Here is a 14,357-nt window from a genome sequence, read left to right on the forward strand (position 1 = left end):
GAGCCCCCCATGAACGCCTCCACCCGGAAACACTCCCTGCGCTACCTGCTCTGCGCCGCCGCCCTCCCGCTGGCACTCGGCCTGAGCGCCTGCGGTGGTGCCGCGACTCCCGCCGAAACGGCCAAGCCCGTTTCAGCCGCCGACGCCGATCCCGCCGCCGCTGCCGCCCTCCCGGCCCGCTACAAGAGCGCCGGCGTCGTCAAGGTGGCCTCGGACATCCCCTACCCGCCGCTGGAAATGTTCGACGAGAACCAGAACCTCACCGGCTTGGACGTGGACCTCGCCGCGGCACTCGGCGCCAAGCTCGGCGTGAAGCTCGAGCTGCAGAAGCAGGCCTTCGACAGCATCATCCCGTCCCTGCAGTCGGGCAAGAACGACATCATCATGTCCGGCATGAACGACACCCCGGAGCGCCAGAAGACCCTGGACTTCGTGGACTACCTGCACGCCGGCTTCTCCATCCTGGTCCGTGAAGGCAACCCGGAGAACATCACCACGGCGTTGGACCTGTGCGGCAAGACGGTCGCCGTCCAGAAGGCAACCGTGCAGGGCGACATCCTGCGCAGCTACGAGCAGAAATGCAAGGACAAGGGCTCGGACCCGATCAACGTCACCGAACTCCCGCTGGAGACCGACGTGCAGACGGCGGTCCGCGCCGGAAAGGCGAGCGCCGACGTCGTCGATTCCGCCCCGGCGGCCTACGCCGCCAAGACCGCCGGCGACGGCAAGGTGTTCGACATCGTCCGCGACCCCGCCAACCCGGCCGGCTACAACCCGGTGTACACGGGCATCGGCGTGCTGAAGAAGGACGCCGGGCTCAGCAAGGCGCTCCTGCTGGCCATGGAGGCCATCGTCAAGGACGGCACGTACGAGGAGATCCTGAAGAAGTACGAGCTCTCCGACTACTCGGTGAAGACTGCCGGGATGAACCGCGGCAAGGACGTCAAGTGAGCAGCGCTGTACCGGCCACGACGGCGGCCACGGCGGCGGCCCGGCAAGAGGGTGCCGTCGCCGCGGAAGCCGAGGACGACGTCGTCGCCATCCCCCTGCGCCACCCGTGGCGCTGGGTGGTGGCCGCCGTCCTGGTGCTCGCCCTGGCGGGGCTGCTCGCCTCGCTGTGGACGAACCCGAACATCGAGCACTCCACGATCGCCACGTACCTGTTCAACCCGAAGATCATCAACGGTGTGGGCCTGAGCCTGCTGGTCACAGTCATTGCGATGCTCGTCTCCACCGTGCTGGGTGTGCTGCTGGCCGTGATGCGGCTCTCCAAGAACCCGGTGATGAACGCCTTCGCCTGGCTGTACGTGTGGGTGTTCCGGGGGACGCCGCTGCTGATCCAGATCGTGTTCTGGGGCTACCTGGGCCTGCTGTATTCGCAAATCAGCCTCGGTGTTCCCTTCACGGATTTCACCATCTTCTCCGTGGACACCAACACCCTGGTGCCGGCGTTCGTGGCCGGCCTGCTGGCGCTGACCCTGAACCAGGCCGCGTACTCGGCGGAAATCATCCGCAGCGGCATGCTCTCGGTGGACCCCGGACAGCATGAGGCTGCGGCGTCACTGGGGATGTCGCCGTCGTACACGCTGTTCAAGGTGGTGCTGCCACAGGCCATGCGGGTGATCATCCCGCCCATGGGCAACGAGACCATCTCCATGCTGAAGCAGACCTCGCTGCTGTCCGTGATCGCGGTGCTGGAGCTGTACACGGTGGCCACGCAGATCTCCTCGCAGAACCTGCGCCAGGTGGAGCTGCTGCTGGTGGTCAGCGCCTGGTACCTCTTCCTCACCTCGGTGCTGTCCGTGCCGCAGTACTACCTGGAACGGCACTACGGCCGCGGCACCGCCGCGCAGGCCCCCACCCTGCTGGGCCGCATCCTGCAGAACCGCATCACCCAAAACCGCATCACCCCAAGGAGCAAGCGATGACGGAAACCCTGGTGCGGGCCAGCAACGTCCGCAAGAGCTACGGCCATGTGGAAGTCCTCAAGGGCGTTTCCCTCACCGTCAAACCGGGCGAGGTGATGTGCCTGCTGGGCCCCTCCGGCTCCGGGAAGTCCACCTTCCTGCGCTGCATCAACCACTTGGAACGGATCAACGGCGGCCGGATCGAGGTGGGCGGTGAACTGGTGGGCTACGCCCGGCGGCACGGGAAGATCTTCGAAATGAACCCGCGCGAAGTGTCCCGGCAACGCCGCGGCATCGGCATGGTGTTCCAGCGCTTCAACCTCTTCCCGCACATGACCGCCGTCGAGAACATCATGGCGGCACCGGTGGGCGTCAAGAAGATGGAGCGCGCCGCCGCGAAGGCCCGCGCCCACGAACTGCTGGAGCGGGTGGGCCTGTCCCACGTGGCCGGCCACTACCCGGCGCAGCTCTCCGGCGGGCAGCAGCAGCGCGTGGCAATCGCCCGCGCCCTGGCCATGGACCCCGAGCTGCTGCTCTTCGACGAGCCCACCTCTGCCCTGGACCCCGAACTGGTCGGCGATGTGCTGGACGTGATGCGCCGGCTCGCCGCGGACGGGATGACCATGATCGTGGTGACCCATGAGATCGGCTTCGCCCGCAGCGTGGCGGACACCGTGGTGTTCATGGACGGCGGCGTGGTGGTCGAGGCAGGCTCCCCCGCCGAAGTGCTCGACAACCCGCAGAACCCGCGCACCGTCGCCTTCCTGAACTCCGTGATGTGAACGCCCGCTACCTGAACGCCCGCTACCCGAAAGGCACCCAATGAAGATCACCAAAGCGACCATCACCCGGATCGACGTCCCGCTCAAGGAACCGTTCGTGGTGGCTTACGACACGTACGCCACCATGCCGAGCATCGTGCTTGCCCTCGAGACCGACGACGGCTTGGTGGGCTACGGCGAAAGCGTCCCGGATGCGCACGTCACCGGCGAAACTCCGGGAGGAGCGGTCGAGGCGCTGCGCAGCGAACTGCTGCCCGCCGTCGTCGGGCTCGATCCCTTCGACATCACCGCCATCCACCAGCGGATGGACACCGCGATGAAGAACAACGGTTCGGCGAAGGCGGCCGTGGACATCGCGTGCTGGGACCTGGCAGGCAAGGCCGCCGGGCGGCCGGTGTACAGCCTGCTGGGCGGGCGGAAGCCGGAGAACCCCACCATCGCGCGGGTCATGAGCATCCTCGCCCCGGAGCTCCTCGCGGAGCAGGCCATCCAGGCCCGGGAGGAAGGCTTCCGGCACCTGAAGATGAAGCTGGGCGGCAAGGACGGGCTCGACGTCGAACGCGTCCGGGCGGTGCGCGCCGCGATCGGGCACGACCTCGCGATCCGGGTGGACGCGAACCAGGGCTGGGGTGACCCGGCGACGGCGATCGAGATGATCCGGGAACTGGAACCGTTCGGGATCGACTGGGTGGAGCAGCCCATCCGTGCCGACGACGTGGACGGATTCGAGCTGATCCGCGCCCAGGTGGGCGTGCGGCTCATGGCGGACGAAGCGGTGGTGACGCAGAGCGACCTGGCGCGCTTCGTGAAGGCACGCAGCGTGGACATGGTGAACCTGAAGCTGCAGAAGAGCGGCGGCATCCGGGGCTGCCACCGCCTGGCCACGCAGGCCGAGCTGGCCGGGTTCTCCGTGCAGGTGGGGTCCATGCTGGAGACCAGCATCGCTTCCGCCGCCGGCTACCACCTGGCGTTGGCGCACCCGGCCATCGTGTCCACCGAGCTGTCCGGGCCGGTGAAGTTCTCCCGCGAACCGGGCAACCTGGAATTCCGGATTCCCGAGGTGCTGGTGACGGACAAGCCGGGGCTCGGGGTGGACGTGGACCTGGATGTGCTGGAGGACCTCGCGGTGGGGCGCTTCGAGGTGGGGGCGTAGGTGCGGCCGAGCGCCTACCAGGGACGATCTTCTGTGCGTTCGAGCCTATCCAGGAGCACGGTGACGTGGCCCCAGGGCAATTGCTCAACAGGCTGTTGCGCTATTGAGGTCCCCGGCCAAGATTTGGCAAGAGTAGTCATAATATTGGAGATTCCGGGGCGAAAACCCCTTCATCTTAGGGAACTGGGAACATAGATCGTCGGCCAAATGCCTTGTGACGTTGCTGCCTCATCCTTGGCGTCCCTGTTCTGTCATCACTCCTCAAGGACCAAGCAGTCACAATGGCAGGCGTACTTAAGTCCTCGCAAACGCCCGTAATCGGGACAATGGCCACCGCGCAACAACAATGGGACCGCAGACGAGAGAACCCGCACTGATCATGCAACCGGCCGCCCCGTGGGTAGCGCCCAAAGAGTTCATCGAGTTCCAGGGATATGACCCCAATCCCGGGCTATTCAACAAAACCTCTACGGTAATCGTGAGCCCTGCCGACAACGCACGAATAGCCGCTTCCCAGGCATTCACCCTCAAGCCTTGAACCAGCCCGCCGAAGGCCGTGACCTAAAGGGAGCCAGCACGTTGTAGTGGCCTGGCATCCCCACACCTGAGGGTTTGAAGGCCCCACCCTGCGATGGGGTCGTCAGCTGCCGTACCCCGCATCACCTATGTGGCGACGACGAACGATATGGATGTGTCCCGGGCAGGCATACTTTTCCCAGGGAGGGTCTGCCGTGCGCGTAGAACTGCTGGGCGACGGACTGTTTACGCTCCGCTGGCATGCCGAGCCTTACCAGCAAGATGACTTGTCTGAGCGGGCTGTCGTGATGGTTGATTTGAGGAAAGCGTCAACGCCGCGGACGCTCCAGACAGACCTGAGCGCTATTTCATGAACGATGCCGCCTTCAACACAGTCTTCGAAGATCGTCCTGCCTTGAAGGTGCGCAATCTCGTGTTGGACAATGCGTGCTGGCCAACCAGTGAAGGTCGATTCCTGTGCGATGCCTTGTTGGTCCAGCCAGGACACATCAATGGAGAGGTGCCGGCGGACTGCAGCCTGGTACCCGGGTGTTGAGAGACAACCTTCGAAGTGTGTAGCAGTTTCTTTGCTTCGGTGGGTGATACAGGGGTTGACCATGATCGTCAGGTCAACCCTTTTCAGGTGTTTGTTTTGGAGGTGTGCGTCGTCCCGCACCGTATGGTCTTCGATGACAGCGACATTCGACGAGACACCGATCTGCGGCGCCGCGATTCCCACGGCCCCTGTCTGCCTCATGACCGTGGTCATCGTTTCGAAGAGGTCCCGGAATCTTCCTGCCCGGAGGTCCCGCGGCGGGATTTCGTTCACCGGCAAGCGGAGTGCGCTGTCTCCACAAAAAACCAGAGCATGTTGTGTTTCACTCATTGCTGCCATCAGTGGTCCACCCCCTTGTTACGCAGTCGGACTTAAGGTTAGCGAGCAAGACGAAAGCGTCGTCACGAGACCTGGCGACGGTGTTGAGCATGACATGCATGACGTCGGGTGCGCCGCCGAGCGGCGGGGTCAATGCGACCGTTCCTTCGCCGGTCGTGCGGTTGTATCCGTGCGGAACCTGGCTGAGCAGGGTCAGGAAATCGGCATATTTGACCTCGTCGCGCAGGAGCTCGATTTCGGTCTGCAAGACGTGCCTGTCTCCATGGATGCCGGGCAGGTTTCGCATGACTTCGTACATGTGCGTCGAGCCTGTGTAGCGGCAGTTGACTTCGGTTATGCGCATCTTCCCGGAATCGGTCACGATCCAGTCGACGCTTACGTGCCCTCGGTAACCTAGCCCCTGGTAGATGCTTGCTAATTGATGAGAGCAGGTTTGCATTCTGCCCCGCAGCTGTGCGGGGATCTGGTCATCGGCAGGGTTGATTTCAACGGCGAGGCCCCTGTCTCGATAGACGAGTTCCCCGACGCTTGGCTCAGGTAGGGCGCCGTCACCGACCGAATACTCGGCGTAGAAAGTCCGGTGGTTTCCGACGAATTCTTCGACCACTACTGGGTACCGGTCTTCGTACGACATCCAGGACCAGTGGGAATCCCAGAAAGCGTTCGCTGCCTCAGGCGTGGTTGCCTGGTAGACCCTTACAGCTCCAGACTCCTCTGGGACCGCCGTGGATTCCGGCAAATGAACGAGGTAGTTGCCGCCTCCGCCTCCGCCGTGAGACCGCTTTGCCATGTAGGCACCGTCCCGGCTGAGGAGTTTCTGGCTGAATTCTTTGGCTTCTTCGGCATCCCGTAACACTCTTCCGTGAGGGATTGGAAGGCCGGATGCTGCAGCTAACGCGCGAAAGTTTCCTTTGCTGTTGGCAAGCTCGTATCCGTTCTGTTGGAAGAAGGCGAACCCGGGGACCGCGCGATTCAAACCTAGTTGATGAGCGAATTCCGAAACCCCGGGCGTCATCCAGAGCGCATCGACCGTGTCCGGTTTCCGGTTCCTGAGAGTTCGGAGAACGTCGTTGATGAGCTCGGAGTCAACGATCGCGAGCTGATCGAACATCTTCCGTTCGTACCGGCCCTCGGGCATTACGCACACGTCGACGCTGTCCGTTGGCATCTCTTTCACCGCGAGGACGTGGTCAACAAATGCCGGGTCTGGAACGTCCATCAGTACAGCAACGTCACCGGGATTGAGAAACCAGAGGCCGTGTGCCGCATAGGACCGAGAATCAATCTTGCGCATGATGCTGGGATCAGAATCATTGCAGACGTAGATCTTCATGGTTAGTTCGCGAAGTCCTCAAGGAAGCTGTCCCGTACGGTGTCCAAGGTGAAGCAGTGGAACCCTCCACCAAAGAGCCGGCGGTGTCGGTGCTGGACGGGGGTTACTCCGAATCCCTCGGATTCGAGGAGCCGGATGAGTCCGGTGCAGTCTTTGTTGACGAGGACGTGGTCTGGTGAAATCGACAGGACGTTCAGGTCAATATAGGGGCTAGTCAGGACCAGATCGTTGGTGTTGTATTCAGGGAAGCTTCCTGCTTCGGGTTCTGGAGGGACGATGAACTTCCACTTGTTGAATGGGGCGGGGAGTTGTTCCTGGATGTCCGGGTGCCTGGCTAGGAAGACTCCAGGCTTCAGGGCCAGAAGCATGCTGTCGATGTGGTTGTCACTCAGTCGGTACACGCGGTGAACCCTATAGGCCGGGGAGAGATGCTGGACGAGCCATTCGTAGCCCAGTTGGTGGTTTTCATTTGCAACGTTCACGATGATGTCGCGTCCAAGCCGAATGCACTGGGCGCCGTCAAGCATCATTTCGAAACCTGCGTCAAAGGGTGAAGACTGAGGGTCTGAAATCGCCTCCGTGGGCCCGCCAAGCGAGGTTTCCAGGTCGCGGGCGTACGAAAGATCGAAGGAACGGTCTGTCATGATCGGACGGGGCATGGTCGACCACTTCGCGCCGTCTTTGAAATAGTCGGTGAAGACCGGCTGCATGAGACGGGTCTCGAGATATCTGGACCGGATGGCCGGAGGCGTTTCGATGATCTCATTGCCGACGATGATCGAGTTGTCCCTGATGTTCAACGCCGGCACAGGCGGTGCGGACCAGCCAAACCCGGCAATGGGGTCGGGATTTTCAGGCAGGTCCATTGGCCGGTGGACCTTAACACCGAATCCCGCGATGGTCTCGGCCAGGGTCTCAACGTCTTCTACGAGCTCTTCGGTGTACTGCTTGGAGATGTTCCAGGATCGGCTGTTCTTCCGTGCATCAGCGTCGCTTTGCGCCAGCCGGGGGTAGGCCCAATCGGACTTGTACAGGTTTTCGTGGAAGAAGACATCGAATGATAGCTCCCGGTCGTGCGAGACGTAGTTCTTTGCCGTTCCGACGATGATTTCCTTAAGCGGGGCCCATTCATTGTGGCTATTTACCACGTTTGTCTCCTTTGAGAGTTGAAACGGTCATTAGCGTTGCGGTGTCGAGGTAGTCAGGGGTCAGGTGTGCGTAGAGCCCCGTCCACCGGTTTTCCGAGGCCAGCAGGGCGGCAACCCAATTGAGAGCGAGCTGGGCCCCTAGGCAGACGTGGGGTCCCCACGCGAATCCGAGATGATTGCTCTCCTGCCGGTCGGGGTCAAGGTCATCCGGGCGGGAAAAGATGCGGGGGTCACGGTTCGCGGCGGACAGCATCGTCACGACGCTCTGGCCTCGTCTGATCTGCCTTCCTTGGATTGTGTGGTCTTCCAGAGCAATGCGTGCCGTAGCCTGGGCGGGGCTGAGATACCGGACAATCTCGTTTGCCGATTGGATGAGGTTCGGTGAAGCTGCGGCCCGGGCGAATGCTTCCGGCTCGGTTTCAGCCAGTTGGATCAGGGCGGCGCCGAGGGCGAACGATGTTGAAAATCCCGCGTTGTAGATCCCGCCCACGGTATTTCTCAGGTAGTTCGAGCCTTTCCGCTCAAGTTCGTCGCCCACGACAGGATCGTCAGCGAGGGTCGCCAGCATTCCTGCTTCGGGTGCATGCGAGAGCCAAGTCTCCACTTCCGCTCTCACCCAGTCGCCCGCTGTCCGGCCGGGGGGAAGGCGCTCCGGGTCGAGCCCGGCATCCATAGCCCGGCTGAGCGCAGTGGAAATCGGGGTGTACGTTTCGGCGGGAACGGTTGGAGAACCGAGGACGTTCGCAACCATTTCGGCGACGGAAGGGGCCACACATTCTGCCATCAGATCAACCCTTGTCCCGCTGGCGGGTGCCGACATCCTGCTGATGAACGCCTCGACGGCTTCAATGGCGATGCCTTTGAGGTCCTGCTGGTGAAGGGCCTTCAGCATGCGCCGACGCAAGACCATCTGCGATGGCGGATCCTCGGTCTGGATACTTGTCGCAAGGTGCTCTTTAGAGCGGCCCAGGCGTCCGGGGTCGCGGGCGTACCGTTCGTTGTTCCTCAGGACTTCTTTGCAGTCTTCGTATCGAAACACCACCCACGACTGCATGTCGTCCTGCCACGTACAAGGATCGTTCTCCCGGAACCAAGCCTGAACGCCCAGACGGTCCCTGAAGTACTCCTCCGATAGTGGTGCAAAAACCCCTTGCGCCGCAACGTCCATCTATTCCCCCTCGTGATCTTTCGGAGCGCACACGTGGGGTGCCGCAATGCTTGCATCACGACACCCCACGTCGTTTTGGCGATTACGCGATGTGGTCGTACAGCATGCCGGTCCCCCTCCTGCTAGCTCGGATCGTGCAAGAGAAAAAATACACATTTTAGGCGATAGTCACCACTCAAATCCGGCGTGTTTATTAAATAATTGGCATGACTTGCGGCTTTCACGATTTGGTGCTTTACTTCAATGTTTTCTTCCTAGTCACGAGGTTGAAAAAGTCAATATCTAAGCGCCAGCTGTTGGCTTCAGGATCATCCGAGAGCGACGGTAGTTCGACCGAAGGGATACTCCCGTAATGGGTTTGCTTATAGATTTGCGCCCGCTTCGCGCGTCCAGGCGATTCTCTGTGTTGTGGAGCACCGGCGTGCTGATGTCGGTAACAGGTCAGTTCCTGCAGGTCGCTCTGGCCTGGAAAATCTACGACATTACCCACTCACCGCTGATGGTTGGTCTGCTAGGTGTCGCCGTGGGGGTGCCGACCGTCATTTTCGGGCTTCTCGGCGGATCCTACGCTGATACAAGAAGACCCAAGGTCATTGGGCTAATCGGCTCGATCGGTCAATTTCTCGTTCTGCTGGCCGCGGCCGGCTGCTTCTTGGTTGTCGGGGATCCAACCGAGAGCACGGTATGGGTGATCTACCTCGTCGTGGTGCTCCAAATCACTTGCGGCACCTTCTCCGCCCCGACGCGCCGGCCATACCTGCGGCATCTGTTAGGAAGAGAACTCCTGCCCTCAGCATCGAGCCTCTACATGCTGTCGATGCACATTGGAATGATTCTCGGGCCCTTCCTCGGCGGTGTCCTTATCGGCACCGTAACACTGGGCGTTGTCCTGATCCTGGCCGCCGCCGCGGCTGGCGCCTATCTCCTGGCAGTGTTCTTCCTCCCCGATATCCCTGCTGGGCAAGTCGGAACCGGCGTCAAACACGCATTCATAGAAGGCCTTGTAGCCGTTGTCCGCTCGAAACCACTACGCGGCGCCTTCCTGTTGGACCTTTGCGTGACCGTCATAGCCCTTCCCACCGCACTACTTCCGGCATTGAACGCGGAAATCCTCGGAGGAGGCCCCGCGGAATACGGTTTGCTGGTTGCAGGCATGTCCATTGGCGGACTCCTCGCCACACTTCTTTCGGGACCCATCACGTCTGCAAAACGGCCAGGCCACGTACTGGTCGTGGCGGCCGCAGCCTGGGTCGGGGCAATACTCTTGCTTGCCTGGGCTCCAAACTTCGCAACCGCCCTAACCGTCCTCGCGCTCGTCGGGGCACTCGACACGGTCGCGATGACCAGCCAATCAATCATTCTCCAGATGGCCGTTCCGGATAACCTCCTCGGCCGCGTGTCGAGTTTTCAATCCGTAGCAGGAATGGCGGGCCCTCAACTGGGAAACATACGAGGAGGACTCCTTGGAACCTTGTTCGGCCCGAGTGCCGGAATAGCAGCAGGTGCCGCAGCCGGCCTCGTAGCCGTCGGATTCGCAGCCTGGACTCATCCAGACATCCGAAAGTTCGTAGTCTCCAAGGCCAAGGAAATCGAGGGTTCCAATGTCTAGCGTCACGTTCCGGCCCCGGAACGGAGACCCTCTTACTGTCCCCGTTACCGGCCCAACGACAGTGATGAAGCTAGCCTTGGAACATCTGATTCCCGGCATCATCGGACGATGCGGAGGCTATGCGAGCTGCGGTACGTGCCACGTATGGGTGGAAGCGGACATAGCGGGGTCCGTTACTCTCCCCGCGCCTGTTCTTGAAGCAGAAGTATTAGCCGGGGTTGATACGGAAGTCCGAGAGACAAGCCGCCTGGGATGTCAAATATCAGTTTCTCCGGAGTCCCCGACGCTTTCTTTCACCGTTCCGTGATCGGCTGACTGTCCGGTCCCGGGAACCACACTCTCAGAATCGCCGCGACCCCAAAATGCAGTCAAGGAACAATTGATGACGCCCCGAATCAATGAGTCCTTCATGTTTCCCCAATCGTCAGTTGAAAAGCCCGATCTTCCCAATCGACGAGGCATTCCCGCAAATCTGGGAGATTGGACACGCTAAGTCATGGGATCCCGTCGCATGGCGGTATGTCAAGTCAACATTCCCAACGCCCAGATCCTGCCGGCTGATTGCAAACAAAAAGAAGCGCGCGATCCTTTGACTTGCAAACTTCATTTGTTTTTGCAATCTCTGCCCGGATGAAGGTCGACACGCCCTGTTTCCGCATTTTAATGATGAGACGACTACTGGATGATCGAGACCCGCTGCAGCGGGCGAATTACTGGGTGCGAGCTGCCACCTGGGTTGAGCTGATGCGGGCGAATTCGAGGATGGAGAAACAGCCCGCGGCAGCCGGCGATGACCGGAACCATGGGATGGGATCAGGCCCGCAGCACCCGATCGGGCCCGCCCCCAAGTCGAAGAAGGATTCACCAACGGCGGACTCATAGGACATTGCCCGGCCCCTCAATGAGAAACCCGTCCCCGCGTTCCTTGACCCCTGATGCGACCCCAATATGAAGGACGAACATCTTCGGGTACACGCGCCCACACGCCGGCAACCGATCAGTTATTCCGTTCACGAACCCCGTACCAGGGCTGGGCAGTGGACGAGTAGGTCTCGTTGGGGAAATGAAGGCGTGGCCTCCTCTGCAACGCTTGATCGGTCGAGGCTTCGTCCCAGATCACCGTCAGTTTCTTCTCGTCCCTGAAGTTTGAGAACCGCGATTGAGGTGCCCGGCGGCCCAGCGGGCGATCTCGAATTCCGGGTGGCGGGTGGCGTCGCCGACGTCGAGCCACTCGCGTGCCAGTTCCACGCAACGGCGCAGGTGGCGAGCTCGTCGGAGTCAGGGCGGACGGGCTGCAGAAGGTGTCATTCCCTCAGAACAGCCGTTTGGTATACCATTTTGAGGAGAAGGTCCTTCCGTTTGCGCGCGCCCACCGGTGAGGACCGCTGACACGTATGCCAAGATCGTCCTGCCACCCCAGGACCGCGCACCTGGAGGACCGCATGGAAACCACCACCCTGACCGTCGACGAGCGCTACCTCGAAGCCGCGGCAGCGGGCGATCTGGACGCCGTGAAGGCGGCCCTCGCGGACGGCGCCGACAAGGACGCCGTCGACCACGAAGAAGCCACCGCGATCCTCCGCGCCGCACGCGGCGGCCACCTGGACGTGGTCCGCGCACTCATCGCCGAAGGCGTGGACATCGATGCCCAGGACCAGACCTGCTTCAACCCCTTCATCCACGGCTGCATCACCAACGATCCCGAACTCGTGAAGACCATGGTGGAGGCCGGCTGCGACCTCAAGCGCCGCACCCGCTTCGGCGGCAACGGCCTGACTCCGGCGGCCGAAAAGGGCCACGTGGAGATCGTGCGGTACCTGCTGGAAAACACCCGCATCAACGTGAACCTGACCAATACCCTCGGCTGGACCGCGCTGATCGAGGCGATCATCCTCAACGACGGCGGCCCCGTGGCCCAGGAAATCGTCAGCCTCCTGCTCAAGCACGGCGCCAAGCCCGGCATGGCCGACGAACGCGGCGTCACTCCCCTGGAACTCGCCCGCAAGCACGGGCACACGGACATCGCGGCCATCATCGAACGGCACATCGCCGCGTCCTGATCTTTTTTCCTTCCGGGTGTCGATCGGCGGCGCGCCCGTTCGTCTTGAGAGTGAGCCCGATACGGGCCACGATCGGATGAAGGAGGAATCATGCGCTACACACTGCTGATGCACTACCAGGAAATGACTCCCGAGGAACTCGGCCCGGAGATGCTGGCACAGGGCGAGGCGGCCATGAACAGCTACGCCGCCACCCTCCAGCAGGCCGGCGTGCTGCTGGGCGCCGAGGTCCTGCAGCCCTCGCACGCCACCACCACGGTCACCACGGACGACGGGAAGCTGCGGATCCAGGACGGGCCGTTCGCCGACACCAAGGAACAGCTGGGCGGCTACTTCCTGATCGACGTCCCGGACCTCGACGCCGCCATCCAATGGGCCGGGCAGGCGCCCGCCGCCATGTGGGGCAGCGTGGAAATCCGCCCGGGCGCCACGCACACCGTGGACGGCGCCTGGGTGCCGAATGCCTGACCCGCTTCGGTGACCGGGACTCCAGCCGACGACGGCGCGGCGCGGGCGGCCGCGGAACTGGCCGCCCGCGCGTCGTACGGCCGCCTGCTCGCCATCCTCGCGGGCGGCACCGGAGACGTGCTCCTCGCGGAAGACGCCTTGGCAGACGCCTTCGAACAGGCGCTGCGGCACTGGCCTGCCGACGGCGTGCCGGAGCGTCCCGAGGCCTGGCTGCTGACCGTCGCCCGGAACCGGCAGCGCGACGAATGGAAGTCCGCCCGGCACCGGCTCTCCACTCCCCTGGACTCGCTTCCGGAGCCTGCAATGAACGATGTTGGTGATTCGGCGTTCCCCGACCGGCGCCTGCCGCTCATGCTGGTCTGCGCCCACCCGGCCATCGCGGAGGACATCCGCGCGCCCCTCATGCTGCAGACCGTCCTCGGATTCGACGCCGCACAGATCGCCGCGGCGTTCGCCGTCCCGCCGGCCACCATGGCCCAGCGCCTGGTCCGGGCGAAGCGCCGCATCCGGGATGCCCGGATCCCGTTCGAGCTCCCCGGGCCCGAGGTCCTGCCGGACCGGCTGCAGCCCGTGTTGGAGGCGGTGTACGGGTGCCTGGCGATTCCGGCGGTGGCGGATTCCGGGGCGTCCGGTTCGGCAGCTCCCGGCTCCGCAGCTCCCGGCTCCGCAGGTCCCGACGACGGCGCGGCGGGTTCCCGCCCATCAGTCGCCGAAGGTTTATTCCTGGCGGAGCTCGTTGCCGGCAGTCTGGAGACGGAACCGGAGGCCTGGGCGCTGGCCGCGTTGGCCGCCTTCCTGCTCTCCCGCCCCTCCGGCAGCAGCTATGTACCCCTGGAAGAACAGGATCCGAGGAGCTGGAATGCCGCACTGATCCGGCGCGGGGAGGAGCACCTTCAGCGGGCCTCGCGCCTGGTCACCGCTTCGCGCAGTCCGGGCCGGTTCCAGCTGGAGGCGGCCATCCAGGCGGTGCACGCCACGCGATCCCGGAGCGGCCGCACGGATTGGACGGCCTTGGGCACCTTGTACGCGGCGCTGAACACTGTGGCGCCCACGCTGGGATCGCTCGTGGCGCAAGCTGCGGTGATCGGACGTTTGGATGGATCCCTGGCCGGGCTCAAGCGACTGGACGCGATTGCCGCCGAGCGTCCGGCGGGCTGCGAACGTTTCCAGCCGTATTTCGCCGCCCGGGCCGATGCCTACGCGTCCGCCGGCGACCCGGATAGTGCCGCCGACTGCCTGCGCATTGCCATCGGGCTGAGCTCCGACGTACGGGTCCGGGAGTATCTCCAAGGCAGGCTGCGCGGCGTGGCAGGTTGAA

13 protein-coding genes are annotated in these 14,357 nt (G+C 62.9%); 9 read left to right on the plus strand and 4 right to left on the minus strand.

What is annotated here, in order from left to right:
- Positions 1 to 9 precede the first annotated feature (9 nt).
- Genes DWV11_RS08940 through DWV11_RS08955 form a run of 4 tightly spaced genes read left to right on the plus strand, consistent with a single transcriptional unit; the run spans position 10 to position 3,842 of the window.
- Positions 10 to 951 (plus strand): ABC transporter substrate-binding protein, encoded by a 942-nt coding sequence (locus DWV11_RS08940; RefSeq protein WP_115788541.1) that lies wholly within the window; start codon positions 10 to 12, stop codon positions 949 to 951.
- Positions 948 to 1,928 (plus strand): amino acid ABC transporter permease, encoded by a 981-nt coding sequence (locus DWV11_RS08945; RefSeq protein ID WP_115788542.1) that lies wholly within the window; start codon positions 948 to 950, stop codon positions 1,926 to 1,928. Before DWV11_RS08940 ends, DWV11_RS08945 begins: the two co-directional genes overlap by 4 nt.
- The gene (locus DWV11_RS08950; protein WP_115788543.1) at positions 1,925 to 2,689 is read left to right on the plus strand and encodes an amino acid ABC transporter ATP-binding protein; all 765 of its coding nucleotides are present in this window, start codon (positions 1,925 to 1,927) and stop codon (positions 2,687 to 2,689) included. The genes DWV11_RS08945 and DWV11_RS08950 overlap by 4 nt, the downstream gene beginning before the upstream one ends.
- 40 nt (positions 2,690 to 2,729) lie before the next feature.
- Positions 2,730 to 3,842 (plus strand): mandelate racemase/muconate lactonizing enzyme family protein, encoded by a 1,113-nt coding sequence (locus DWV11_RS08955; RefSeq protein WP_115788544.1) that lies wholly within the window; start codon positions 2,730 to 2,732, stop codon positions 3,840 to 3,842.
- 787 nt (positions 3,843 to 4,629) lie between these two features.
- Here DWV11_RS08955 and DWV11_RS08960 read toward each other — a convergent pair.
- Genes DWV11_RS08960 through DWV11_RS08975 form a run of 4 tightly spaced genes read right to left on the minus strand, consistent with a single transcriptional unit; the run spans position 4,630 to position 8,902 of the window.
- Positions 4,630 to 5,253, minus strand: coding sequence for a peptide deformylase (locus tag DWV11_RS08960; protein ID WP_115788545.1), 624 nt, complete (start codon positions 5,251 to 5,253; stop codon positions 4,630 to 4,632).
- Complete coding sequence (locus tag DWV11_RS08965) at positions 5,237 to 6,586, minus strand: preATP grasp domain-containing protein (protein WP_115788546.1); 1,350 nt, start codon at positions 6,584 to 6,586, stop codon at positions 5,237 to 5,239. Before DWV11_RS08965 ends, DWV11_RS08960 begins: the two co-directional genes overlap by 17 nt.
- Positions 6,587 to 6,588: 2 nt before the next feature.
- The gene (locus DWV11_RS08970; RefSeq protein ID WP_115788547.1) at positions 6,589 to 7,734 is read right to left on the minus strand and encodes a glycine amidinotransferase; all 1,146 of its coding nucleotides are present in this window, start codon (positions 7,732 to 7,734) and stop codon (positions 6,589 to 6,591) included.
- Positions 7,724 to 8,902, minus strand: a complete 1,179-nt coding sequence (locus DWV11_RS08975) for a cytochrome P450 (protein WP_115788548.1) — start codon at positions 8,900 to 8,902, stop codon at positions 7,724 to 7,726. The genes DWV11_RS08970 and DWV11_RS08975 overlap by 11 nt, the downstream gene beginning before the upstream one ends.
- A gap of 352 nt (positions 8,903 to 9,254) precedes the next feature.
- Between DWV11_RS08975 and DWV11_RS08980 the strand changes: the two genes are divergently transcribed.
- The 5 genes from DWV11_RS08980 to DWV11_RS09005 all read left to right on the plus strand — a co-directional run bounded on the left by DWV11_RS08980 (position 9,255) and on the right by DWV11_RS09005 (position 14,356).
- Complete coding sequence (locus tag DWV11_RS08980) at positions 9,255 to 10,511, plus strand: MFS transporter (RefSeq protein ID WP_115788549.1); 1,257 nt, start codon at positions 9,255 to 9,257, stop codon at positions 10,509 to 10,511.
- Positions 10,504 to 10,818, plus strand: a complete 315-nt coding sequence (locus DWV11_RS20655) for a 2Fe-2S iron-sulfur cluster-binding protein (protein ID WP_115788550.1) — start codon at positions 10,504 to 10,506, stop codon at positions 10,816 to 10,818. Before DWV11_RS08980 ends, DWV11_RS20655 begins: the two co-directional genes overlap by 8 nt.
- Before the next feature lie 1,135 nt (positions 10,819 to 11,953).
- Positions 11,954 to 12,571: an ankyrin repeat domain-containing protein gene (locus DWV11_RS08995; protein WP_115788551.1), complete on the plus strand. Its 618-nt coding sequence runs from the start codon at positions 11,954 to 11,956 to the stop codon at positions 12,569 to 12,571.
- Positions 12,572 to 12,661: 90 nt separating this feature from the next.
- Positions 12,662 to 13,039 carry a YciI family protein gene (locus tag DWV11_RS09000; protein WP_115788552.1) on the plus strand — a complete coding sequence of 126 codons (378 nt, stop codon included), beginning with the start codon at positions 12,662 to 12,664 and terminating at the stop codon, positions 13,037 to 13,039.
- A gap of 9 nt (positions 13,040 to 13,048) precedes the next feature.
- Positions 13,049 to 14,356, plus strand: coding sequence for an RNA polymerase sigma factor (locus tag DWV11_RS09005; protein ID WP_115788553.1), 1,308 nt, complete (start codon positions 13,049 to 13,051; stop codon positions 14,354 to 14,356).
- Position 14,357 lies beyond the last annotated feature (1 nt).

The organism is Arthrobacter silvisoli (genome assembly GCF_003369445.1).
GTDB classification, from domain to species: Bacteria; Actinomycetota; Actinomycetes; order Actinomycetales; family Micrococcaceae; genus Arthrobacter; species Arthrobacter silvisoli.

Excerpts from the sequence above, each read along its gene's own strand:
- DWV11_RS20655 (WP_115788550.1), top strand. The coding sequence starts at position 10,504 with ATGTCTAGCGTCACGTTCCGGCCCCGGAACGGAGACCCTCTTACTGTC.
- DWV11_RS08960 (WP_115788545.1), bottom strand. The coding sequence starts at position 5,253 with ATGGCAGCAATGAGTGAAACACAACATGCTCTGGTTTTTTGTGGAGAC.
- DWV11_RS08975 (WP_115788548.1), bottom strand. The coding sequence starts at position 8,902 with ATGGACGTTGCGGCGCAAGGGGTTTTTGCACCACTATCGGAGGAGTAC.
- DWV11_RS08965 (WP_115788546.1), bottom strand. The coding sequence starts at position 6,586 with ATGAAGATCTACGTCTGCAATGATTCTGATCCCAGCATCATGCGCAAG.
- DWV11_RS09000 (WP_115788552.1), top strand. The coding sequence starts at position 12,662 with ATGCGCTACACACTGCTGATGCACTACCAGGAAATGACTCCCGAGGAA.
- DWV11_RS08955 (WP_115788544.1), top strand. The coding sequence starts at position 2,730 with ATGAAGATCACCAAAGCGACCATCACCCGGATCGACGTCCCGCTCAAG.
- DWV11_RS08950 (WP_115788543.1), top strand. The coding sequence starts at position 1,925 with ATGACGGAAACCCTGGTGCGGGCCAGCAACGTCCGCAAGAGCTACGGC.
- DWV11_RS08995 (WP_115788551.1), top strand. The coding sequence starts at position 11,954 with ATGGAAACCACCACCCTGACCGTCGACGAGCGCTACCTCGAAGCCGCG.
- DWV11_RS08940 (WP_115788541.1), top strand. The coding sequence starts at position 10 with ATGAACGCCTCCACCCGGAAACACTCCCTGCGCTACCTGCTCTGCGCC.
- DWV11_RS08980 (WP_115788549.1), top strand. The coding sequence starts at position 9,255 with ATGGGTTTGCTTATAGATTTGCGCCCGCTTCGCGCGTCCAGGCGATTC.